Below are 23383 nucleotides of genomic sequence, written 5' to 3' on the forward strand. Positions count from 1 at the left end.
CCTTTCGAGGTTTCGCCATGACTACGCCTGCAGCCGTTACCGCTTCAGTGAATGCTTCAACCACCCCTTGGCAACCGCAACAACTCTCGTCAAAGGATGTGACGTATTCGACCTGGATCTGTTTCTTCGCCTGGGTCTTCGCGGTGTACGACTTCATTCTGTTCGGCACCTTGCTGCCGGTCATGGGTGAGCACTTCACCTGGAGCCAGGCCACGCAGGCCGAGATCGCCACCTGGGTAGCCCTGGGCGGCGCGGTCGTGGCATTTGCCATTGGGCCGGTGGTGGATAAGATCGGGCGGCGCGCCGGCATCATGTTCACCGTGACCGGTGCCGCGCTGTGTTCGTTGCTCACCGCATTTGCCGCCGGGGCTGGCAAGGGCGCGTTGGTGGCGGTGCGTTCGGGCGCCGGTTTGGGATATGCGGAGGAGGGGGTCAACGCCACCTACCTGACCGAAATCTACGCGGCATCCACCGACCCCAAGCTGATCAAACGTCGCGGTTTTATCTACAGCCTGGTGCAAAGCGGCTGGCCGGTGGGCGCGCTGATCGCCGCAGGCCTGACCGCCCTGTTGTTGCCCGTGATCGGCTGGCAAGGCTGCTTTATCTTCGCCGCCATTCCCGCATTCGTGGTCGCAGTGCTAGCCCGCAAGCTCAAGGAGAGCCCGCAGTTCCAAGTGCACATGCGCATCGCTCAATTGCGCAAAGCCGGCGATGAGGCCGGTGCCCGTCAAGTCGCCCAGGCTTATGGGGTCGACTATGCCGAACACGCCAAAGCCGGTGTAGCCGCCGCTTTCAAAGGCCCGGCCTTGCGCGCGACACTGGTGCTGAGCGTGGCGTTGCTGCTGAACTGGTCGGCCATTCAAGTGTTCAGCGTGCTGGGCACCTCGGTGATCGTCAGCGTGCACAACGTTTCGTTCCAGAACTCCCTGTGGATCCTGGTCTTGTCCAACCTGGTGGGCTTCTGCGGCTACCTTTTTCACGGTTGGTTGGGCGACCGGATCGGCCGGCGTAACACCGTGGCCATGGGCTGGATGTGCGGTGGGGTAGCGTTTGCCGCCATGATCTACGCCCCCAGCGACCTGGTCACGGTGGTTGCTCTGTACAGCGTTGGCCTGTTCTTTCTCAATGGCCCTTACTCGGCGCTGTTGTTCTTCATGAGCGAAAGCTTCCCCACCAGCATTCGTGCTACCGGCGGCGCCATTGTGCATGCCATGGGCCCGATCGGTGCGGTGGTGGCAGGCCTTGGTATCACCGGGGTGTTGACCGCCGGTGGCCAGTGGGCCAGTGCAGCCATCTGGTTTGGCGCCGTGCCTTGCTTCTTGTCCGGCGCGGTGATGCTGGCTGCTCGTCACGTCGCCCCCGACAGCATCAAATGAACTAAGGAGCACATCATGACCGTTGCAACCCCTCAACCTGTGGCACTGGTAACCGGTGCCGCCAGCGGCATCGGCCAGGCCCTGGCGGTGGCGTATGCCGAACGCGGCGTGCGCGTGGTCGGTGGCTATTTCGCCGGTGACCCGCACGACCCTGAAGTGACCCTGGACCTGGTGGCCGCGGTGGCGGGCGAATGCGTCATGCTGCCGCTGGACGTCACCGACAGCGCCTCGGTGGACGCCTTGGCAGCGGCCGCCATCGGCCACTTCGGCCGCCTCGACTACGCCGTGGCCAACGCTGGGCTGCTGCGGGCGTCGCCGCTGCTGGAGATGACCGACGAACGCTGGCACGAATTGCTCAACGTTGACCTCACCGGGGTCATGCGCACCTTCCGCGCCGCCGCGCGGCACATGGCCGACGGCGGGGCGCTGGTCGCGATCTCGTCGATTGCCGGGGGCGTGTATGGCTGGCAAGACCACGCCCACTACGCCGCCGCCAAAGCGGGTGTCCCGGGCCTGTGCCGCTCGCTGGCGGTAGAGCTGGCGCCGCGCGGCATTCGCTGCAACGCGGTGATCCCCGGCCTGATCGAAACCCCACAATCGCTGGACGCCAAAAACTCCTTGGGCCCCGAGGGCTTGGCCAAAGCCGCCCGGTCGATCCCGCTGGGGCGGGTGGGGCGGGCCGATGAGGTCGCCGCATTGGTGAGTTTTCTGACCAGCCCCCAGGCCAGCTACCTGACCGGCCAAAGCATTATTATCGATGGCGGCCTGACCGTACGTTGGCCCGATTGAATCGCCTGTGGAGTGCACCATGAACCGACCTTTGGAAAACCGCCGCGCCGTGATCACCGGGGCCGGCAGCGGCATTGGCGCCGCCATCGCCCTGGCGTACAGCCAGGCCGGCGCGCGCCTGGTGCTGGCCGACCGCGATGGGCCAAGCCTGCAGCGCAGCGCGGCGCAATGCCGTGCGCTGGGGGCCGAAGTCTACGAATGCGTGGCCGACGTCGGCACCCGTGAAGGCGCCCAGGCCAGCGTTGACCTGTGCATCGCGACCTTTGGCAGCATCGATATTCTGGTCAATAACGCGGGCATGCTGACCCAAGCCCGCTGCGTCGACCTGACCCAAGCCATGTGGGACGACATGTTGCGGGTCGACCTCACCAGCGTGTTCATTGCTAGCCAGCGCGCGCTGCCGGCGATGCTCGGGCAACGTTGGGGGCGCATCATCAACGTCGCTTCGCAATTGGGCATCAAGGGCGGCGCGGAGCTTACCCACTATGCGGCGGCGAAAGCTGGGGTGATTGGTTTTACCAAATCCCTGGCGCTGGAAGTGTCCAAGGACAACGTGTTGGTCAACGCCATCGCCCCTGGCCCAATCAGCACCACGCTGGTGGAAGGCCTGAGCGCCGATTGGAAAAAAGCCAAGGCCGCCGAGTTGCCCCTGGGCCGTTTCGGCTTGGCCGAGGAAGTGGCGCCGGTGGCGGTGCTGCTGGCCTCCGAGCCCGGCGGCAACCTGTTCGTGGGGCAGACCCTGGGGCCGAATTCCGGCGATGTGATGCCATGACCGGCAGGGAGGGCTAAGCATGTGCGGACTCTGCGGCTTACTCGGCGAAGACATCCACTGGAGCGATTCGGTGGCCGACTCCCTGCCGCGCCGGCGCGAGCGCTTGCAGCGGATCAAAGCGATCAACCGCGTGCTTGGGGCCTTTCGCTTGAGCGTCTCGGACTTCCAGGGCAGCGCCTACTTGATCCAAAGCGCGACCGGCCGCCAAGAACTGGCCAGCGGCCTGGACCTGCTCTGGGCCCAGGCCGAAAGCATGCTCGGCCGCCCCCTCGACCCCTTGGACCCACAGCTGCTGCAACGCCTCGAGGCGCAGCCATGAGCTTGCCGCTGAACGTCATCACCGGCTTTCTCGGCAGCGGCAAAACTACCCTGCTCAAGCGCCTGCTGACGGATCAGAGCCTGGGCGACACGGTGGTGTTGATCAACGAATTCGGCGAAGTGGGCATCGATCATTTACTGGTCGAGGAAATCGCCCCCGACACCGTGCTACTGCCCAGTGGCTGCGTGTGCTGTTCGGTGCGCGGCGACCTTAAGGCGGCGTTGCTCAGCCTGCATGAGCGGCGCGGGCGCGGTGAGATTCCGGCATTCCGGCGGGCCTTGCTGGAAACCACTGGGTTGGCCGACCCCACACCGATCCTGGCCACCCTGGCCAAGGATGCGCAGCTACGCGGGCGTTACCACCTCGGGTTGCTGATCACCGTGGTGGATGCCCAGCACGCCGCCTTGCAACAAGGTTTGCACCCGGAGTGGCTGGCCCAGGTCACGGCGGCCGACCGCCTGCTGTTGAGCAAGGCAGACCTGGTCGAGCCACCCGTGGTTGAGGCCTTACGCCTGGCCCTGGGGCAACTCAACCCGGGTGCCGAGCAACGCCTGGTCACCGAGGTGACCCAGGGCGATGAATGGCTGCTGGGGGAGGGCGTGCACACCGACGTGACCGCCGAGGTGCAACGCTGGCAGCTCTTCGCCCCGGTCAACCCACAGCGCCACGCCCAGGCCCAGGTGTGCTGCCTGGAATTCGAGCAGCCGTTGGACTGGATGACGTTCGGTGTCTGGCTGTCCATGCTGCTAAGATGCCACGGCCCCCGCATTCTGCGGGTCAAGGGTATTCTCGACGTGACCGACAGCGCGCAACCGATCGTTATCCATGGCGTACAGCATTGCCTGCACGCGCCCGTACACCTGCCGGCCTGGCCGAGCGAGCAGCGCCGCTCGCGCTTGGTGTTTATCGTGCGCGACTTGGACGTAGCGCAGTTGCGCCGCTCGTTCGAGGCCTTTATCGGGCACGTTGGGCTGGCCCCATGAGCGAGCCGATCACCCTGCGGGTACTGGGCACCTCGGTCACGCTGCTGGAGCCGATTCGCGAGCGGGCCGAGCGCGAGTTGGGCATTCGCCTGGAGTATCAGGTGCACGAAGTGCAGCAGGCGCAACGCATTGCGGTGATGCAGCCGGAGAGCTACGACCTCTACGACCAGTGGTTTCACAACGTTGACCTGGTCTGGCCAGCCCGCGCGATCCAGCCGATCGACACCCGGCGCCTGGCGCTGTGGGACGAAATCAACGACCTGCCCAAGCGCGGCCGCTTGCACCCGCAAGACCGTATCGCCACCGGCAGCCTGCCCTGTGATCGGCTGTTTGTGCAGCACGACGGTAGCCTGGCGAGCAAGCCAAGCGACTTTATCAGCATGCTGCCCCTGACCCACAACGCCGACAGCTTTGCCTACCGCCCCGAACGCCTACCCGCCAGCCTCAGCCAAGCCGAAGAAAGCTGGGCCTGGCTGATCGACGAGCAGTGGTGCGGGCGCATTGCCCTGCAAAGTGATGCCTCCATCGGGGCCCTCGATGCGGCACTGGCGCTACAGGCGTCGGGTTTGGCCCAGTTTGAAAACATCGGCAACCTGCGTATCGAAGAAATCGACCACCTGGCCAAGTTGCTGATTCAGAAGCAGCAGCACGGCCATTTCGCGGGGTTTTGGTCCGACGGGCAGGAAGCCGGCGAGCTGATGTTGCAGCCGCGTATCGACATCCAGAGCCTCTGGTCGCCGACCCTGATGCAGCTGCACCGCGCGGGGGTGCAGTACCGCCTGGCTGTACCGAAGGAAGGCTACCGAGCCTGGTTTGGCGGGCTGTCGCTGTCGCGCTGCGCCCAGGGCAAAGTGCGCGACGCCGCGTACGCCTACCTGAATTGGTGGCTGGCCGGCTGGCCGGGGGCGGTCATGGCGCGCCAGGGTTTTTACATCTCCAACCCGCTGCGCGCCCGGGATCACCTGTCGGCGGCCGAATGGGACTATTGGTACGCGGGCAAGCCGGCCCGGGAAGTGCTGATGGGCAGCGACGGCGAGCCGCTGATCGACATCGGCGCCTGCCGCGAAGGCGGCTCCTACAGCCAGCGCATGGGCCACATCAGTGTGTGGAACTCGGTGATGGACGAACACAACTACCTGGTGCGGCGCTGGGCGGATTTTCTCAGGTCGGCGAAGAACTGACAGCGGGCGCGTACTCATCGAGGATCGCCAGCAACCCTTGGGCATAGCCCGGCAGCGCGGCAAAATCACGGGCGCAGATCCACAGCTCGCGTGCGGCCCAGGGCTCGGGCAGTGGCAGCCATTGCAACGCCGCCGTACCTTGCCAGCGCTGTTGGGTGGCCCGCGGGACGATCCCCAGCCCGGCCCCCAGGGCCACCATGCGCAACACGCCGTCCAGGCTGCCGGCGCGTACCCGCACCTGCAGCGTGTGGCCCAGTTGTGCCGCCTGTGTCGCCACCAACTGGCCCAACGCGCTGTGCGCGGGCAGGCCGACGAAGCCGTGCTCTAGGGTGTCGGCGAAGCCCAGCCCCTGGCGCCCTTGCAGCAGGTGCCCTTGGGGGATCACCAACAGTAAGGGGTCGACCCGAAACCGGCGGCTTTGCAGGCCGCTCATGTCCACGGCATTCGAGACAATGCCCAGGTCCAGCGTGCCCTCGCGCAAGGCCTGCACGATACGGGTACTGGTCCATTCGCTGACCTCAAGCTCAAGAGTGGGGTAGCGCTTGAGGAATTCGGCCAGCGGCTCGGGCAGGTGCTCGGTTAACGCCGCACTGTTACAGGCCAGGTGCAGGCGGCCCTTGATACCCGCGCTGTATTGCGCCAATTCGAACTGCATGTGCTCGATGTGCTGCAGCACCTGACGACTGTGCCGGCCCAGCGCTAGCCCCGCGGCGGTGGGCGTGACACCGCCGCGGCCGCGCTCGAATAGTGCGGTGCCCAGGGAGGCCTCAAGGGCGCGAATGCGCGCGCTGGCCGCCGCCAGTGACAGGTGGCTGCGCTGGGCGCCGGCGGTGATGTTGCCGCTGTCCAACGTGTTGAGGAATAACCGCAGGTCAGTCAAATCGAAGTGCAAGGCAAACTCCAGCCTATGGCCAAACAAGAGGCTGGCTCAGTATATGGCAGATTTTCAAGCTCGCGCATGGCTGTCAGGATGCCGCCATGAACGACATTATCGGATTTTACCAACAGCTTGGATGGCCCGTTTTTAGTTGGGTGCTGAGCGTATTTATACTGGCCGGGCTGGTTAAAGGCGTGATTGGCTTGGGCTTGCCGACTGTGGCCATGGGGCTGCTGGGGCTGGCTATGGCTCCGGTGCAGGCTGCTGCCTTACTGATCGTGCCGTCGATGTTGACCAATGCCTGGCAGTTGGCAGCGGGCGGCCACCTGCGGGGCTTGCTGGTGCGCTTGTGGCCGCTGTTACTGGCGGTGTTTATCGGCACCTTGGGGGCTGGCCTATTTTTGGGCGTCAGTGGTGAACCGTGGGTCAAACGAGCCTTAGGTGGGGTATTGGTGGTTTACGCACTGGCAGGCTTGTTTCTACCCGCGCTGGCCATCGCCCCGCGCCATGAAGGCTGGTTAGGATTTGTCTGCGGCCTGGCGACCGGCTGCATCACGGCGCTAACCGGCGTGTTCGTGATCCCCGCCGTGCCTTACCTGCAAGCGCTGGGCTTGCAGCGCGACGAGTTGGTGCAGGCCCTAGGGCTCTCCTTTACGGTCTCGACCCTGGCGCTTGGCTTAAGCCTGTACGGGCAAGCCGCGCTGGGCGGCGCCGAGCTGGGCGCTTCACTGGTGGTGCTAGCCCCCGCCCTGGCCGGGATGTGGCTCGGGCAATGGCTACGCCGGCGCATCAATGCGCTGCTGTTCAAGCGCGCGTTTTTCGTCGGCATTCTGCTGCTCGGGCTGCATTTGTCGATCACACCCCCGTAGGTCGGCACGAGGGGCCCGCCCCCGATCTCTCGCTCTACCCGGTTTGATATGCACCTACAAATGGTCCTTAATGACGCATGCTGAAAATAATAGCTAAGGACATGTCATGCGTATCCTGTTGTTCAAACATCTGGCTCTGAGCGTCGCCCTGCTGGCCAGTTCCGGCGCCTACGCCGCCGTGCTGGATGCCGGTGCTGTGGCCGCGCCCAACCAATACGGCGCTGAAGTGGCCGCGCAGATCCTCAAGCAAGGCGGTAACGCGGTCGACGCGGCGGTGGCCACAGCCTTTACCCTCGCGGTGACGTACCCCGAGGCCGGTAACATTGGCGGCGGTGGCTTTATGACGATGTTCGTCGATGGCAAGCCCTACTTCCTCGATTACCGCGAGAGCGCTCCGGCGGCGGCCCACCGCGACATGTACTTGAACGAGAAAGGTCAGGTCATCGAGAATCTCAGCCTGGTGGGGGCCAAAGCCAGCGGCGTGCCCGGCACTGTGCTCGGCATGTGGGAGGCCCACAAGCGTTTCGGCAAGCTGCCCTGGGCGCAACTGCTGACCCCAGCCGTGGCCTATGCGAAGAACGGCTTCGTGGTGGCAGACAAACAGTACCAGTACCGCGAAGAAGCCTTGAAAACCTTCAAGGGCACCAATTTTGCTGACTACTTCGCCAGCATGAAGGCCGGCGAGCTGTTCCGCCAACCGGAGCTGGCGCAAACCCTGGAGCGCATCGCCGACCGCGGCGCCGACGAGTTTTACCAAGGCCAAACCGCTGGCCTGCTGGTGGCGCAGATGCAGCGAGACCAAGGCCTGATCACCGCCAAAGACCTGCATGACTACAAGGTACACTGGCGCCCACCTCTGCACATCGACTGGCGCGGTAACGTGGTCTACACCGCGCCATTGCCGAGCTCCGGCGGTGTCGCGTTGGCGCAACTGCTGGGGATCAAACAGCTGCTGGCAGCGGACTTCAAAGACGTGCCGCTTAACGCCACGCGCTATATTCACCTGTTGGCCGAGATCGAAAAGCGGGTATTCGCCGACCGCGCCGACTACCTCGGCGACCCCGACTTCGTCAAAGCCCCGGTGAATAAACTGATCGCCCCGGCCTACCTGATCAAGCGCGCCGACGAAGTCAACCCTACGGCCATCTCGCCCACGGCGGACGTCAAGCCGGGCCTGGAATCGAACCAGACCACCCACTTCTCCATTGTCGACAAACAAGGCAACGCGGTCAGCAACACCTTCACCCTTAACTTCGATTACGGCAGTGGTGTGGTGGTCAAGGACGCGGGTTTTCTGCTGAACGATGAGATGGACGACTTCAGCTCCAAGCCCGGCGTGGCTAACGCCTTTGGCGTAGTGGGCGGCAACGCCAACGCCATTGAGCCGGGCAAGCGCATGCTGTCGTCCATGAGCCCGACCCTGGTCACCCGCGATGGCAAGGTAACGCTGGTGCTGGGCACCCCGGGCGGCTCGCGGATCTTCACCACGATCTTTCAGGTCATGAACAACCTTTACGACTATAACTTGCCGCTGCAGCAAGCCGTGGCGGCGCAGCGGGTGCATCATCAGTTGCTGCCCAAGGACACGATCTTCTTCGACTCTTTCGCGCCCTTACAGGGCGAGCAGGCCCAGGGCCTCGAGCGCATGGGCTACACCCTGAAGAACCAGGGCTGGCGCATGGGCGATGTACAGGCTATTCGGGTCAACGGCCGCCACGTGGAAACCGCTTCCGACCCACGGGGCCGGGGCCAAGGCATTCTAGTGCCGTAACCCGGCCAAGGACTTCAACCTATGCACACACCGTTTATGCAGCGCAGCCTGGCACTACTGGCCATCGCGGTCCTGGCCGGTTGCGCCAGCCAACCCGAGGCGCCGGCACCGGCGCCCGCGCCGAACCCCCAAGGGGCGCGCCTGCTCAGCGACACCCTGGCGTTGGCGCCGGTGCCCGCCAGTTTGTTGCGCGAAGGCGACACCCTCAACTATTCAGTGCTGCAAGCCGACGGCGACACCCACTACCTGGCCCAGGTCGAAGCTGCCTGCGACGGCTCTAGCGCGACCCTGTTGTACCTGGACGGTGCGCGGCGGATCTACCTGGGCAGCGCCGATGGCAAGTATGTACCGGGCAGTCGTATTCCGGCCGAGCAGTTGCAAGCACTGAAAGCCAACGACGCTTTCAAGCAAGCCTGTGCCACCACGCCCCGGCCAGACTGGCGCGCGGTCAAAGTCGAAGGCCAGGGCGAATGGACCCTGTTGGACCGCGCCAGCCTGCAGCGCGATGGCACCACGGTACGCTTCTGGAGTGCATTCGATTTGCCCAGTACCGAGCTGGAACCGCCCTACGACGCCCCGTTCGCCCAGCGCCGCGAGCGCTATGCCGCCGACTGCCAAGCGCAAAGCTGGCGTTTACTAGGGCTGTACGATGTGGACCAAAACCAAATCGTCACCGATGGCAAACTGTTCCCCCTGGCCGAGCCCCAGCCCTTTAGCAAGGCCGACCCCGAGCAGCAAGCTCTGTTCGCCGTGGCCTGTGCCGCGCCGGGCAAAGCGGCGCAGTTGCCACCGTTCAAACCCCGCAACAAGGCGCCGGTCGCGCTGCAAACCAAAGGGGTCAACGCGGGTGTACTGATGGCAATCAAGCGCCTGAACCTGCCAGCCGCTACCGTGCCTCTGCACCGGGTGGTGGAAACCGGCACCGCCACCCTCAAAGGCAAAAGCAAGCCCCTGCGTGAAGAGAAACTGTTCAGTGTCGACCCCGCCACCGGGCAAATGGCCGTGCGCACGCGCGGCGATGGCTATGACAGCAGTGAAGTGAGTTTTCGCGGGCTATTTGCGTTGGTCGACACCACCCTGTTCAAAGGTGACGGGCAAAGCATGAACAACAGTTCGGGGTTGACCAGCCTAAGCTTCAAAGGCGATTGGAAAACCATGCCGGTGGGCGCCGAACTGAGTTATAGCCATCAGGGGGTGACCACCAACAGTGTGGTGGGCGAGTACGGTAAGGCGCTGATCGTGGAGCGTTGCAGCGTGGAGGCTGAAGTCCCCGCCAGTACCCTGAGCGCACGGTTGCAAGGGGTCGCCAAGCGGCTGAGCTGTTCGGCCGAGGGCGATGAGCATAAACGCGTGGACACCGTGTACTACTTGCCCAACCATGGCTGGTTCTTCAAGGCGAGCACTGCGCCGAACGATTTCTACTTCGATCGGCGGCAGTTGCAGGCGGTGGAGGGGTGAACGGATCGGACGTAGGAGGGGGCTCGCCCCCGATCTTTTGCTTTGATACATATGCCGGCCGAAGAGCAAAAGATCGGGGCCAAGGCCCCTCCTACGCCCGCGATCTTTTGCTCTACCAACGATCAAACGCGGAAATGGCTGACCAGCATCTGCAACTGGTTACCCAAACGCGCCAATTCAACGCTGGAGGCCGCGGTTTCTTCGCTGGCGGCGGCGGTCTGTTCGGAGACGTCGCGGACATTGATGATGCTGCGGCTGATCTCCTCGGCCACCGAGCTTTGTTCCTCGGCAGCTGCAGCGATTTGCAGGTTCATGGCCTGAATACTCGACACCGTGCGGGTGATGTCTGACAACGACACACCGGCTTTGCGGGTCAACTCCACACTGCTGTCGGTCAAGCCACGGCTGCTGAGCATCACACTCGCCACTTCCTGGGTGCCCGCTTGCAAGCCGGCCACCAAGCCTTCGATCTCTTCGGTGGATTTCTGCGTGCGTTGGGCCAGGCCACGCACTTCGTCAGCCACCACGGCAAAGCCGCGGCCAGCTTCACCCGCGCGGGCGGCTTCGATGGCGGCGTTGAGGGCCAACAAGTTGGTTTGTTCAGCCACGGCCTTGATCACATCCATCACGCTGCCGATCTTCTGACTTTCGTTCTGCAGCACTTCCATGGCAGTGGTAGAGCGCTTCACTTCATCGGCCAAGCGTTCGATCTGAGCGATGGCCTGGTTAACCACTTTGTCACCGGCGCGGGCTTGTTCGTCGGCTGCGGTAGCGGCCACCGAAGCTTGCTCGGCGTTGCGCGCGACTTCCTGCACGGTGGCGGTCATTTCGTGCATGGCGGTGGCAACCTGGTCGGTCTCGACTTTCTGGTTGTTCACCCCGGCACTGGTCTGCTCGGTCACGGCCGACAGCTCTTCCGCTGCGCTGGCGATCTGCGTGACGCTGTCACGAATACCCCCGATCAACTCGCGCAGGGTCTGGCCCATGCGGGCGATGCCTTGTTGCAGCACGCCCAGTTCATCACGACGGGTAACGACCATTTGCTGGCTGAGGTCGCCACCGGCGATACGCTCGACCACTTCCATGGTCGCTTGCAGTGGCTTGGTGATCTGCCGGGTGATAACCCACGCGGCCAGCACGCCAAAGAGCAACGCCAGCAACGCGGCGCTGATTTGCAGCGTGCGCGCTTGGGCGCTCTCGACGTCGCGACGGTCCATCTGCAGTTTGTACAGTTCTTCGCTGAGGCGCACGATCACCGCTTGCTCATCGGTCATTTCTTGACGGGTAGCAGCAATGGCGGCGACGGACTGCTTGAAGTTGTTCACCGAGTCGCCGTAAGCCTGCAAGGCGGCGCTCAGTTGCTGAAGACGGGTGGCCTGGCCTGGCAACAGCGCAGCCATGCCGGCGATTTCGCTCTTGGCGCTGTCGAGTTGAGCGAAGGCGACCTTCTCAGTTTTATCGTTGACGTTGTTGATATAGCCACGCACTTCGAAGCGCACCAGGGTGACCAACTCGCGAGCACGGGCAGCGGTCTGATACTGGCGAAGTTCGTCGTCGCCAGCGGACTGTTCAGCCACAGCGTTGTACAACGCGGCGACGATGTCATTGGCGCTGTCGGCGGCGCTGGACATCGCCTGGCGGGCGCTGTTGGAGGTGGTGTAAGCGGCGCGCATGCGGGTCAGCGAGTCTTGGTAGAGGCCAATCTGCTTGGCCTGCTCTTGCAGGCGCTGGACGTTCTCTGGGCTCTTGAACGAGGCGAGCACTTTGGCCTGCTGCGTGCGGTAGACGTCCAGCTGGGTTTGCACGGTCTGGCCGATGGTGTCGTCACCGTTGGCCAGCATGTATTGCAGGCGGGTGATACGCAGTTTGGTCAGGCTGTTGTTCAGCCCGGAGATGTCGCTCATCCAATCGCTGCGCTTGATCAAACTGCCCAGGCTGTTCCAGCCGGTCAGGGCCAGCAATGCGGTTAATACCAGCACCAGCCCGAACCCCAGGGTAAGTTTCTTGGTGACGCTGATATTGCCAAACCAGCTGTTCATATTTGTCCCTTCATCTAAAGTAAAAATTTGCCGCGCATTGCGTATTTGCTGAGCCAGCGCCCGTAGGATCGGCTCTGGCTTGGCTTTCTTTAAATCCTGGCGTTGCCTGTCGTCGGCTCACACCTTGAAGTGGCCGACCAGGCTTTGCAGGTGGCCGCCCAAGCGGGCCAGCTCAACACTGGAGGCGGCGGTTTCATCGCTGGCCTCGGCGGTTTGTTCGGCAACATCGCGTACTTTGATAATGCTGCGGCTGATCTCTTCGGCCACGGCGCTCTGCTGTTCGGCGGCGGCAGCGATTTGCTGATTCATGCCCTGAATGCCAGAGACGGTCTTGGCGATATGGGCCAGTGAGGTGCCCGCGTCGCGCGTCAGTTGCACGCTGCTGTCGGTCAGGCCACGGCTGCTCTGCATGGCTTTAGAGACTTGCTGGCTACCGGCCTGCAAGCTGGCGACCAAGGTGGCGATTTCTGTGGTGGACTGTTGCGTACGCTGGGCCAGCCCGCGCACTTCGTCCGCCACCACGGCAAAGCCGCGGCCCGCCTCGCCCGCCCTGGCGGCCTCGATGGCAGCGTTGAGCGCCAGCAGGTTGGTCTGTTCGGCGACTGCCTTGATCACGTCCATCACGCTGCCGATCTTGTCGGTCTGGCCTTGCAGGTTGGCCATCGCCTGGGTAGAGCGGGTGACTTCACTGGACAGCAATTCGATTTGGGCAATGGCCTCGCCGACCACCTTGTCGCCCGCCTGGGCTTGCTCATCCGCCTCGGTGGCGGCGCGGGACGCCTGTTCGGCGTTCTGCGCAACTTCTTGCACCGTTGCCGACATCTCCAGCATGGCTGTGGCCACCTGATCGGTTTCGACCTTCTGGCTGTTGACCCCGGCGCTGGTTTGCTCGGTCACGGCCGACAGCTCTTCGGCCGCACTGGCGATCTGGGTGACGCTGTCGCGGATGCCGCCGATCAATTCGCGTAGGGTCTTGCCCATACGCCCCACGCCCTGCTGCAGGATGCCCAGTTCGTCACGGCGCTCCACGTGCACGGTCTGGGTCAAATCGCCTGAAGCGATGCGTGCGACCACGGCCATGGTTTGTTGCAGCGGGCGGGTGATTTGCCGGGTGATCAGCCATGCGGCGAGCACACCAAACAACAGGGCCAGCAAGGCTACGCTCACCTGCACGGTATTGGCGCGTTGGCTGTCGAGGTCACGGAACACGATTTGTTGGGCATACAGCTCATCGCTGACGCGCAGCACGTCGTTACCCTGTTGGGTCATTTGCGCGCGAGCGTTGACTACGCCGGCCATGGCGGCTTTGAAGTGCAGCACGGCCCCACGGTATTCCTGCAGCGCGGCGCGCAGTTGGGCCAGGCGTTCGCGCTCGCCGGGCAAGGCGGGCTGGGCGCGATCGACACCGCTAAGGGCTGCGTCCAACTGGTCGAGGGCCGCTTGTGCGGATTTGTCATTAGGGTTAATGGTATAGCCGCGCACTTCAAAGCGGGCGAGCTGCACCTGGTCTTTGATGGTAATGCTCGCCTGGGTTTGCGCCAGGCGGTTCTCAAGCTGCGCATCGGCCGATATATCGGCGTAGATGGTTTGCGCCAGAGCGGTCGCGGCGGTGCCTTTGGCGCCCATTTCAACATCTGCCCCACGGCTGGCCTGGTAGGCCGCGCGCATGCTTTTGAACGACTGCTCATAGGCTTGCATCAGGGTGTCTTGCTGGTCCAGCCGCTCGAGGTTGCTAGGGTTGCTGAAATACCCACGCAAGCTTTGGCGTACCGCGTTGAACTCTTCCAGGCGGGTTTGCACTTGCTGGGCCAGGGCGTCGTCACCGTCGGCGATCATGTATTGCAAGCGCGTGACGCGCAGGGCGGTCAAGGCGTTGTTGAGGCGGGTGATGTCGCTCATGCGGTCGCTGCGATCGATCAGCGAACCCAGGCTGGTCCAACCGGCCACGGCCAGCAGAATGGTCAGCGCCAGCACCAACCCGAAACCCAGGGCCAGCTTTTTAGTGACGCTGATATTGCTAAGCCAGCCGTTCATGCATTGCTCTCCAGTCAATATCCGTTTCGAAACGCTGGAAATATCCAGCAGGAGGCGCGACATGAGGACACACCTAACATCGTAGCTATCGGCGAAATCGGCCAAACCTGAAGGCGTTTTTTACCCACAAAAAAACGGCGCAGTCGATGACGGCGCCGTTTTGGTGTTGCGGATGATCAATCAATCGATCGGCTGATTGCTCCATTCGCCATTGACCAGGCGTTGCAGGCCAAGTGGGTTGGCGTTACGCAGGGCTTCGGGGAGCAGCGCGTCCGGGTAGTTCTGGTAGCACACCGGGCGCAGGAAGCGGTCGATGGCCAGGGTGCCCACCGACGTGCCGCGGGCATCCGACGTGGCAGGGTAGGGGCCGCCATGCACCATGGCTTCACACACCTCGACGCCGGTAGGGTAACCGTTGACCAGAATACGCCCGACCTTTTGCTCCAGGATCGGCACAAGCCATTGGTATTTGACCAGGTCGCCAGGCTCGCCGATCAAGGTGGCGGTCAGTTGCCCGCGCAGGGCCAGCAGGGCTTGCTTGAGTTGCGCATCGTCGGCCGCTTCGATGACGATCGTGGTCGGCCCGAACACTTCCTCTTGCAGCAGCTCGTCACCTTCGAGCAACAGGCTGATATCAGCCTTGAACAATTGCGCCTGGGCCTGTTGGCCGGCTTGCGCCTGCCCTGCCAAGTGGGTCACACCGGGGTGGCTGAGCAAGTGCTCGACACCTTTACTGTAGCTGCGCAGGCCACCGGCATTGAGCATGGTTTGCGGTGCCTGGCTGCCCATGTGTTCTTGCAGTTGGGTAAGGAATTCGCTGAAGGCACTGGAGCGCACCCCGATGACCAGCCCTGGGTTGGTACAGAATTGCCCGGCGCCCATGACCACCGAAGCGGCCAGGTCTTTGGCGACAGTGCCTGCGCGGCTGGCGAGTGCCTCGGGCAGTACCACCACTGGGTTGATGCTGGACATTTCAGCGAACACCGGGATCGGCTGCGGGCGCTCGGCGGCCATTTTGCACAGGGCATTGCCGCCGCTCAGCGAGCCGGTGAAGCCCACGGCTTGGATGGCCGGATGCTTGACCAATGGCTCGCCGACACCGGCGCCAAAAATCATGTTGAACACGCCCTTGGGCATGCCGGTGCGTTCGGCCGCCCGGACGATGGCCGAGGCCACGCAATCGGCGGTAGCCATGTGCCCGCTGTGGGCCTTGAACACCACCGGGCAACCGGCGGCCAGCGCGGCAGCGGTGTCGCCACCGGCAGTGGAGAACGCCAGCGGGAAGTTACTGGCACCGAACACGGCCACCGCGCCCACGCCAATGCGGTACTGGCGTAGGTCGACCCGTGGCAGCGGCTTACGCTCTGGCAACGCCAGGTCGATACGGGCGCCCAGGTAGTCGCCGCGGCGCAGCACTTTGGCGAACAAACGCATTTGCCCGCTGGTACGGCCGCGCTCACCTTGAATGCGGGCGGCGGGCAGGGCGGTTTCCTGGCAAACGGTGGCTACGAAATCATCACCCAACTGGTCGATTTCGTCGGCGATGGCTTCCAGAAACTCGGCGCGGCGCGCAGGGCTCAACTGGCGGTATTCCAGAAATGCGCCATCAGCGGCCTGGACGGCCTGGTTCACTTCGCTTTCAGTGGCTTGGTAAAACGCCATTGGGAGCGCTTCGCCAGTGCTGGCGTCGACGCTTTTCAGCGAGGCCTGACCTTCGGCACTACGGCCGCCGCCGATAAAATTGTGACCTAGAATAGTTGGCATTGTTGTCTCCATAGGCAATTGGGCGGGATGTTGACGGACATCATACAACTGTGAATACCGATGCGCAAACGGCGCCCGGCTGACCCGTGGGCCGTGCGCTTAGGGCTCCGACCTGTATCTGGTTGGGTACTTTTAAGCTGGATTGACCGCCACTTTCCCAGTAGGGTTGTTCCATACCGAACGATGAGAATAGACCGTACATGCCTCCTATCGCATTGCTCATTTGTGACGATTCGAGTATGGCCCGCAAGCTGCTGTTGCGCGCGCTGCCCGCGGATTGGAACGTCTCTGTCACCCACGCCCGCAATGGCGTGGAAGGCTTGGCGGCGATTCGGGCCGGGCTGGCCGAAGTCACCCTGCTCGACCTGACCATGCCGGAGATGGACGGCTACCAAGTGCTGGAGGCGGTCCGCGCAGAAGGCCTGAGCACCCAGGTGATCGTGGTGTCGGGTGACATCCAGGACGAGGCCATGCGCCGCGTGCGCGAATTGGGTGCCATCGCGTTCATCAAAAAGCCGGCCGAGCCTGAACTGCTCAAGCGCATCCTGGCCCAGGCCGGGCTGTTGCAAGCCGCGCCCGCGCAGCCAGTGGTGCGAGAGTCGGCGGCGCAAATCCCTTTCGATTTTTTCGACGCCATGCGCGAAGCCGTCAACGTTGCGATCGGCCAGGCGGCCGCGCTGTTGGCGCGGGTGCTCGATGTGTTCGTGCACTTGCCCGTGCCCAACGTCAACCTGCTCGACAGCGGCGAGTTGCACATGGCCCTGGCCGATGCCCGCGAAGACCCGCAGTCCACCGTGGTGTGCCAGGGCTATATAGGCAACGGCATCGCTGGCGAAGCACTGCTGATCTTCCACCACTGCAGCGTGGGCGATATGGCGCGGCTGATGAAGCGCAGCGCCTTGGACTACGGCGACCAAGAGATGCTGCTCGACCTCTCGTCCGTGCTGATCGGCGCCTGCCTCAGTGGCCTGGCTGAACAGTTGGACGTGATGTTCTCCCAGGGCCACCCGCAAATCCTGGCCGACCGGGCGCAGCTCGACAGCTTGGCCAGCAACGCCCGCTCGCGCTGGAAGCAGACCCTCGCTGTCGAGATCAGCTACCGCCTGGACGGTTACGACATTCACTTCGACCTGCTGCTGTTGTTCACCGAAGATTCGGTGGAGCGCCTGCGCAGCAAACTCGACTATCTAATGGGTTGAGCCATGAGCAATGCGGTTGAACTAGACGAATTTCATTGGCTGTTGGCAATCACCCAAAGCATCGACGTGGGGGTGGTGGTGCTGGGCCTAGACGGCAAGGTCGAGGTCTGGAATACCTTTATGGAGAACCGCTCCGGCCTGCTGCCACGGCAAGCGGTGGGGCAGAACTTTTTCGAGCTGTTTCCCGAAATCGACCGCGCCTGGTTCAGCAAAAAAATGCATGGGGTGGCCACCCTTGGAACCCCGGCGTTTACCGTGTGGGAGCAGCGCCCTTACCTGTTGCGGTTCAAGAACTACCAGCCGATCACCGGGCAGGAAGCGTTTATGTTCCAGAACACTACCCTGACTCCCTTGCGTTCGATTCGTGGCGACATCAGCCACCTGTGCCTGGTGATCTACGACGTCACCAACGTGGCCACGCAAAGCCGCCAACTGCACGCCAGCCATCAGCAATTGCAGACGCTGCTGAGTGCTGATCACCTGACAGGGCTGTATAACCGCGGCCATTGGGAAGATGCCGTACGCCACGAGTTCGCGCGCCACCAGCGCTACGGCCACATGGCGGCGTTGATGATGCTGGACATCGATCATTTCAAACGGATCAACGATGAACATGGGCACCTGGTGGGCGACCGGGTGATCCGCGCGGTCGCCGACACCCTGCGCGAACACGTCCGCGAGGCGGACATCCCCGGCCGTTACGGCGGTGAGGAGTACGCGGTGTTGTTACCCGACACCGACAGCGAAGGCGCGCGAGTGCTGGCCGAGCGGCTGCGGGAGGCCATCGAGGGGTTGCAGTTGGCCCATCAAGGGCAGGGCATCGCGGTGACCGTCAGTATTGGCGTGGCCGACTTGGGCTCTTCGGCGGCTGACTGCAGTGAATTGATCGAGTGGGCCGACCGGGCGCTGTACGCGTCCAAGCGGGCGGGGCGCAATCGCGTGTCGGTGTATACGCCGGGCTGATGCCAGTGGCGGCTGGGCATGCCAAAAAACGTCGGCCTGATGTAGGCTCTGCAGTTCGACCGGGGTGCTGGGAAGGTGCTTGAATTGGATGAAGACCTGATGCAAAAACGCCGTCAGCAGATGACGCAGCGAATGACCGAATGGGGACGCCTGTGGGTCATCGAGAGTGACCTGGTGCGCTGCCCGCTGTGCCATGCCATACAAACCGTGGCCGAAGCCGACCGCTCATTTATTCACCAGTCTGGCTGCCGCAATGAGGATCAGGAGCAATACCCCTGGCGGGCCTTGGGCAGGATCCTGAGCGACTTATAGTGGTTCAGGCCACCTTGCCGATACGCTGCGCCACGCAGCGCAAATCCACCACGGACGCGGTCAAGCCATTGAGGCGCGTTTCAATGAAGGTGGCATCGCCGGGATTGGCGTGGCGTAGATAACGCGCATGGCCTTCGAGCAAGCGCGACAACGCCTCGAGGTGTTCAGCAGTGCCTTCGAGGTCGCGTTGCATAGTGTTCAGACGTTCAATGTGCATGGGCGATGGCTCCGGAATGCAGGGTGAGCGGGCATTCCTGGCCCAGGGAAGAAGCTTGCCACAGGTGGTTGTCTGGCTGGCTAATAGCCATATCGGCGGGCGTTGGGGAAACTGTAGGACAAAAAGATCGGGGGCGAGCCCCCTCCTACCCGGCGGCACACCAAATATCGAATGTGCCGCTGAACGTAGGAGGGGGCCTTGCCCCCGATCTCTTGATCTTCACCCACCACGCGATTAACCTTCCGCCGTCGCTGCCAAATCAGCGGCCGGATTTCGCAGTCCGAATCAATCGTCAGGCGCACAGCGCCTCCATAACCCTTGCCGGCGTTTTTTCGTCGGTAGGGAAGCTTTATGGCGGCTGTGCGTGGGGCACCTTCGGGTGCGCCGGGTGCCTGACGGTCCGGTCTGCGAACCCGCGTACAGCTGCCACCTAATCGTTTCGCAGCGAAGCGTGGCAGATCCTTAGGTCCGTCAGGAGATACGCCATGGTCAAGCTGACCCCCGATCCGCCCCTCAAGCTCATCACATCGCTTTATCCCTTCGGCCCCTGCGCGGGCGATTTACCCCTGTTGGCCGTACGCGAGGGCATGCCCATGGAAGAAGCCTTGATCCAGGCCTGCGAATACCTCAAAAGCGCCGGCGCCGTAGCCACCGAGGTAGTGGAAAGCAGCCCACCGCCCTTGCGCGACCTGGCTCGCTCGGTAGAACATTCGGTGGCGTTGGCCCGGGCGTTGGTGGAAGCCTCTGTGGCTGGGCTGCGGCCGCTATAAAGATCGGGGGCGAGCCCCTCCTACCCGGCGGCACACCAAATATCGAATGTGCCGCTGAACGTAGGAGGGGGCCTTGCCCCCGATCTTTTGATCTTCACCCACCACGCGATTCCGCCGACCCTACCCTATAAAGGTCTCACCTATGCTTATTGTCTTCAGTGGCCTGCCCGGCTCCGGTAAAACCACCGTCGCGCGGGCGCTTGCCGCGCAGCTGGGGGCGGCTTATTTGCGCATCGATAGCATCGAGCAGGCCCTGCGCAACGCCCAGGTGCTGGTCGGCGATGTCGGCCGTAGCGGCTACGACGTGGCCAATGCCCTGGCGTTGGGCAACCTGCAACTGGGCAATCGGGTGGTGGTGGACGGGGTAAACCCGGTGGCCGAAAGCCGTGAGGCCTGGTCCGCCGTGGCCATGGCAGCGGGCGTAATGTTGCTCAATGTCGAGCTGGTCTGCTCGGACCGCGCAGAGCACCAGCGCCGGGTGCAAGGGCGGGTATCCGATGTGCCAGGGCTCAAGCCACCCACCTGGGCCTCGGTGGTGGCCCACGACTATCAAGCCTGGGCCGAGCAACCGCTGTGTATCGACACCGCAGCGCTGTCCGCCGACGAAGCCGTGCAACTGATTTGCCGGCAGCTTTTCCCGGGCTGACCTCCCTCGTGGCGCTTCGCCGCACCCCCGCCTGATACGCGCTTGACCCATATCAATAAGCGCACCTGGGCGATGGCCGAGAATCCCGGCCACCCCACCGAGTAAGGTCCATGTCAGGGCACTTCGACTTTTTGAAAAAACCGCTGGCCCAGGAAATCGCGCTTATTTTGGTGATCAAGTTGGTGCTGCTGGTGGGGATCCGCTGCGTGTGGTTTAGCGCACCGGTGGACGTCAAGGATGACGGCACGACCGTTGGCCAGCATTTGCTTGGCACCCCATCCGTCCCCCTTGAGAAAACCCGAAATGATTTCCGAATCAGTCGTTGATCTCTCCCGGCTGCAGTTCGCCATGACCGCGCTGTATCACTTCCTCTTCGTACCGCTCACCTTGGGGCTGGCGTTTCTGCTGGCCATCATGGAGACGGTCTACGTCATGACCGGCAAGGCCATCTACAAAGACATGACCCGCTTCTGGGGCAAGCTGTTCGGCATCAACTTTGCGCTGGGCGTCACCACCGGCCTGACCATGGAATTTCAGTTCGGCACCAACTGGGCCTACTACAGCCACTACGTGGGCGACATCTTCGGCGCGCCCTTGGCCATTGAAGGCATGATGGCGTTCTTCTTGGAATCGACCTTTATTGGCCTGTTCTTCTTCGGCTGGGACCGCCTGTCACGGGGACAGCACCTGGCCGTCACCTGGCTGGTGGCGATTGGCTCGAATCTGTCGGCCCTGTGGATTTTGATCGCCAACGGCTGGATGCAAAACCCGGTGGGCGCGGAATTCAACTTCGTCACCATGCGCATGGAACTCACCAGTTTCAGCGCGTTGCTGTTCAACCCGGTGGCCCAGGTGAAGTTCGTGCACACCGTGGCCTCCGGCTACGTCACGGGCGCGATCTTCGTCCTGGCGATTTCCAGCTGGTATTTGCTCAAGGGTCGCGACGTCGCATTCGCCCGCCGCTCGTTCGCTATCGCTTCGGCGTTTGGCATGGCGTCGATCCTGTCGGTGATCGTGCTGGGCGACGAGTCCGGTTACGAGATTGGCGATGTGCAAAAAACCAAACTGGCGGCCATCGAAGCCGAATGGGAAACCGAACCTGCACCGGCGGCGTTCACCTTGTTCGGCTTGCCCAACCAGGCCGAGCAGCGCACCGACTATGCGGTGAAGATCCCCTACGTGATGGGCATCATCGCCACCCGCTCGCTGGACAAACAAGTCACCGGTATCAAGGACCTGGTGGTCGAGCACCAGGAGCGTATCCGCAACGGTATGGTCGCCTATGGCCTGCTGCGCCAACTGCGCGACGGTGACCGCAGCGAGCAAACCGTGGCGGCCTTCAACGAGGTGAAGAAAGACCTCGGCTATGGCCTGTTGTTGAAGAAATACACCGACACCGTGGTCGATGCCACCGACGCGCAGGTCAAACAGGCCGCACTGGATTCGATCCCCGGCGTGGCCTCGATTTTCTGGACCTTCCGCATGATGGTCTTGAGCGGTTTGCTGATGCTGGCGCTGTTCACTTGCGCCTTTTGGGCGTCGATGCGCAAGAACGAAATGCGCAAACCCTGGCTGCTCAAATGGGCCCTGTACAGCCTGCCGCTGCCGTGGGTCGCCACCCAGACCGGCTGGTACGTGGCCGAGCACGGCCGCCAGCCGTGGTCCATCGGTGAAGTGTTGCCCACGCACTTGTCGGCTTCCAGTTTGTCTGCCGCCGATGTCTGGGGTTCGCTGCTGGCCCTGGTGGCGTTCTACAGCGTGCTGTTGGTGATCGAGATGTACCTGATGATCAAGTTCGCCCGCCTCGGGCCCAGCAGTTTGCACACCGGCCGTTACCATTTTGAACAGGCAACCCCCACAGCGCCCAACGGCCTGACTCAAGGAGCGCACTGATGTTCGATTATGAAACCCTCAAGTTGACCTGGTGGGTGTTGGTGGGGGTGTTGCTGATCGGCTTCGCCCTGACCGACGGTTTCGACCTCGGCGCGGCGCTGCTGATGCCCTTCGTTGGGCGCAGCGATGCCGAGCGGCGGGTGGTGATCAACACCATCGCCCCGCACTGGGACGGTAACCAAGTGTGGCTGATCACCGCAGGCGGGGCGCTGTTCGCGGCCTGGCCGTTGGTCTACGCGGCGGCGTTTTCCGGCTTGTACTGGGCGCTGCTGTTGGTGCTGTTTGCCCTGTTCGTGCGGCCTGTGGGCTTCGACTACCGCAGCAAAGTCAGCGACCCGCGCTGGCGGCAGAGCTGGGACTGGGCCCTGTGCATCGGTGCGTTGGTGCCGTCGCTGGTGTTCGGCGTGGCGTTTGGCAACCTTTTGCTAGGCCTGCCGTTCCAGTTCGACGACACCCTGCGCAGCAGCTACCACGGCTCGTTTTGGCAACTGCTGAATCCCTTTGGCCTGCTGGCCGGTATCGTCAGCCTGAGCATGCTCGCCCTGCACGGCGCCACGTGGCTGATGATGCGTACCGACGGCGCCATCGAACGGCGCTCGCGCAACCTCGCCTGGGGCCTGGCCGTGGTCTACCTACTGGCGTTTGTGGGCGCCGGGGTATGGCTGGCGCTGGGCAACATTCAGGGGCTGGTGATCAGTTCCAGCTTCGACCCCAACGTGGCCCTCAACCCACTGGAAAAAACCATCACCAGCGCCAACCCCGGCTGGCTGGGCAACTACGTCAAATACCCGCTGACCACCATCGCGCCGCTGCTCGGCGTACTGGGTGGCGCCTTGGCCTTGCTGGCCAGCATCGGCCACTCGGCACGCCTGGCATTTCTGGGCAGCAGCCTGGCCATCGTCGGCACCTTGTGCACCGCCGGGTTCGCTCTGTTTCCATTCGTCATGCCTTCGAGCCTGGATCCGGCCTCTAGCCTCACCGTATGGGACGCGGTGTCCAGCCACACCACCCTGGGCATCATGCTGGTGGCGGCGGCTATCTTCGTGCCGCTAATCCTGAGCTACACCTTGTGGTGCTACGTGCGCATGTGGGGCACGGTGACCACCGCCCACATCGACGCCAACCCCCACAGCCTTTATTGAGGAGCCTGT

General features: G+C 63.1%; 22 protein-coding genes and 1 pseudogene. 17 read left to right on the forward strand and 6 right to left on the reverse strand.

All coding sequences use genetic code 11. The features are described 5' to 3' along the window. Positions 1-17: 17 nt before the first annotated feature. Genes QCL65_RS03590 through QCL65_RS03615 form a run of 6 tightly spaced genes read left to right on the forward strand, consistent with a single transcriptional unit; the run spans position 18 to position 5420 of the window. Complete coding sequence (locus tag QCL65_RS03590; protein WP_407314932.1) at positions 18-1376, forward strand: MFS transporter; 1359 nt, start codon at positions 18-20, stop codon at positions 1374-1376. Between the two features lie 15 nt (positions 1377-1391). After that, positions 1392-2165 (forward strand): SDR family NAD(P)-dependent oxidoreductase, encoded by a 774-nt coding sequence (locus tag QCL65_RS03595; RefSeq protein WP_407314933.1) that lies wholly within the window; start codon positions 1392-1394, stop codon positions 2163-2165. Positions 2166-2184: 19 nt separating this feature from the next. After that, on the forward strand, positions 2185-2937 hold the full coding sequence (locus QCL65_RS03600) for an SDR family NAD(P)-dependent oxidoreductase (RefSeq protein ID WP_407314934.1): 753 nt from the start codon (positions 2185-2187) through the stop codon (positions 2935-2937). 19 nt (positions 2938-2956) lie between these two features. Then, the gene (locus QCL65_RS03605) at positions 2957-3256 is read left to right on the forward strand and encodes a hypothetical protein (RefSeq protein WP_407314935.1); all 300 of its coding nucleotides are present in this window, start codon (positions 2957-2959) and stop codon (positions 3254-3256) included. Further along, a complete protein-coding gene (locus tag QCL65_RS03610) occupies positions 3253-4239 on the forward strand; it encodes a CobW family GTP-binding protein (protein WP_407314936.1) in 987 nt (328 codons plus the stop codon). The genes QCL65_RS03605 and QCL65_RS03610 overlap by 4 nt, the downstream gene beginning before the upstream one ends. After that, complete coding sequence (locus QCL65_RS03615; protein ID WP_407314937.1) at positions 4236-5420, forward strand: PotD/PotF family extracellular solute-binding protein; 1185 nt, start codon at positions 4236-4238, stop codon at positions 5418-5420. The genes QCL65_RS03610 and QCL65_RS03615 overlap by 4 nt, the downstream gene beginning before the upstream one ends. On the opposite strand, the gene QCL65_RS03620 is transcribed toward QCL65_RS03615, so the two are convergent. Continuing rightward, positions 5401-6312: a LysR substrate-binding domain-containing protein gene (locus QCL65_RS03620; RefSeq protein ID WP_407314938.1), complete on the reverse strand. Its 912-nt coding sequence runs from the start codon at positions 6310-6312 to the stop codon at positions 5401-5403. The genes QCL65_RS03615 and QCL65_RS03620 overlap by 20 nt on opposite strands. Before the next feature lie 86 nt (positions 6313-6398). Between QCL65_RS03620 and QCL65_RS03625 the strand changes: the two genes are divergently transcribed. From QCL65_RS03625 to QCL65_RS03635, 3 genes are all read left to right on the forward strand, one after another. Next, positions 6399-7166, forward strand: coding sequence for a sulfite exporter TauE/SafE family protein (locus QCL65_RS03625; RefSeq protein ID WP_407314939.1), 768 nt, complete (start codon positions 6399-6401; stop codon positions 7164-7166). 106 nt (positions 7167-7272) lie between these two features. Beyond that, complete coding sequence (gene ggt / locus QCL65_RS03630) at positions 7273-8937, forward strand: gamma-glutamyltransferase (RefSeq protein WP_407314940.1); 1665 nt, start codon at positions 7273-7275, stop codon at positions 8935-8937. A gap of 21 nt (positions 8938-8958) precedes the next feature. Further along, complete coding sequence (locus QCL65_RS03635; RefSeq protein WP_407314941.1) at positions 8959-10395, forward strand: surface-adhesin E family protein; 1437 nt, start codon at positions 8959-8961, stop codon at positions 10393-10395. A 122-nt stretch (positions 10396-10517) separates the two neighbouring features. Here QCL65_RS03635 and QCL65_RS03640 read toward each other — a convergent pair whose 3' ends face one another. The 4 genes and pseudogenes from QCL65_RS03640 to QCL65_RS03655 all read right to left on the reverse strand — a co-directional run bounded on the left by QCL65_RS03640 (position 10518) and on the right by QCL65_RS03655 (position 16232). After that, entirely contained in the window at positions 10518-12434 is a 1917-nt protein-coding gene (locus QCL65_RS03640) for a methyl-accepting chemotaxis protein (protein ID WP_407314942.1), read from the reverse strand. A 117-nt stretch (positions 12435-12551) separates the two neighbouring features. After that, complete coding sequence (locus QCL65_RS03645; protein ID WP_407316659.1) at positions 12552-13415, reverse strand: methyl-accepting chemotaxis protein; 864 nt, start codon at positions 13413-13415, stop codon at positions 12552-12554. Continuing rightward, positions 13407-14531, reverse strand: a pseudogene (locus QCL65_RS03650) (methyl-accepting chemotaxis protein); the annotation flags it as partial. The pseudogene QCL65_RS03650 and the gene QCL65_RS03645, both read right to left, overlap by 9 nt. A 117-nt stretch (positions 14532-14648) precedes the next feature. Further along, a complete protein-coding gene (locus QCL65_RS03655; RefSeq protein WP_407314943.1) occupies positions 14649-16232 on the reverse strand; it encodes an aldehyde dehydrogenase (NADP(+)) in 1584 nt (527 codons plus the stop codon). Positions 16233-16432: 200 nt separating this feature from the next. On the opposite strand from QCL65_RS03655, the gene QCL65_RS03660 reads away from it, so the two are divergent. From QCL65_RS03660 to QCL65_RS03670, 3 genes are all read left to right on the forward strand, one after another. After that, the gene (locus tag QCL65_RS03660; RefSeq protein ID WP_407314944.1) at positions 16433-17431 is read left to right on the forward strand and encodes a response regulator; all 999 of its coding nucleotides are present in this window, start codon (positions 16433-16435) and stop codon (positions 17429-17431) included. Positions 17432-17434: 3 nt separating this feature from the next. Continuing rightward, the gene (locus QCL65_RS03665) at positions 17435-18394 is read left to right on the forward strand and encodes a diguanylate cyclase (RefSeq protein WP_407314945.1); all 960 of its coding nucleotides are present in this window, start codon (positions 17435-17437) and stop codon (positions 18392-18394) included. Positions 18395-18478: 84 nt separating this feature from the next. Beyond that, positions 18479-18706, forward strand: a complete 228-nt coding sequence (locus tag QCL65_RS03670; protein ID WP_407314946.1) for a hypothetical protein — start codon at positions 18479-18481, stop codon at positions 18704-18706. A 4-nt stretch (positions 18707-18710) separates the two neighbouring features. Here QCL65_RS03670 and QCL65_RS03675 read toward each other — a convergent pair whose 3' ends face one another. Continuing rightward, on the reverse strand, positions 18711-18923 hold the full coding sequence (locus QCL65_RS03675) for a hypothetical protein (protein ID WP_407314947.1): 213 nt from the start codon (positions 18921-18923) through the stop codon (positions 18711-18713). Between the two features lie 485 nt (positions 18924-19408). On the opposite strand from QCL65_RS03675, the gene QCL65_RS03680 reads away from it, so the two are divergent. From QCL65_RS03680 to cydB, 5 genes are all read left to right on the forward strand, one after another. Further along, positions 19409-19693 carry a hypothetical protein gene (locus QCL65_RS03680; RefSeq protein ID WP_407314948.1) on the forward strand — a complete coding sequence of 95 codons (285 nt, stop codon included), beginning with the start codon at positions 19409-19411 and terminating at the stop codon, positions 19691-19693. A 142-nt stretch (positions 19694-19835) separates the two neighbouring features. Further along, positions 19836-20339, forward strand: coding sequence for an AAA family ATPase (locus QCL65_RS03685; RefSeq protein WP_407314949.1), 504 nt, complete (start codon positions 19836-19838; stop codon positions 20337-20339). A 110-nt stretch (positions 20340-20449) separates the two neighbouring features. Then, entirely contained in the window at positions 20450-20665 is a 216-nt protein-coding gene (gene cydP, locus QCL65_RS03690; RefSeq protein WP_407314950.1) for a cytochrome oxidase putative small subunit CydP, read from the forward strand. After that, on the forward strand, positions 20643-22232 hold the full coding sequence (locus QCL65_RS03695) for a cytochrome ubiquinol oxidase subunit I (protein ID WP_407314951.1): 1590 nt from the start codon (positions 20643-20645) through the stop codon (positions 22230-22232). The genes cydP and QCL65_RS03695 overlap by 23 nt, the downstream gene beginning before the upstream one ends. Further along, positions 22232-23374: a cytochrome d ubiquinol oxidase subunit II gene (cydB, locus tag QCL65_RS03700; protein ID WP_407314952.1), complete on the forward strand. Its 1143-nt coding sequence runs from the start codon at positions 22232-22234 to the stop codon at positions 23372-23374. The genes QCL65_RS03695 and cydB overlap by 1 nt, the downstream gene beginning before the upstream one ends. Positions 23375-23383: the final 9 nt, after the last annotated feature.

Origin of the sequence: Pseudomonas sp. nanlin1 (assembly GCF_045571515.1) — a bacterium.
In the GTDB taxonomy this organism is placed as follows: domain Bacteria; phylum Pseudomonadota; class Gammaproteobacteria; order Pseudomonadales; family Pseudomonadaceae; genus Aquipseudomonas.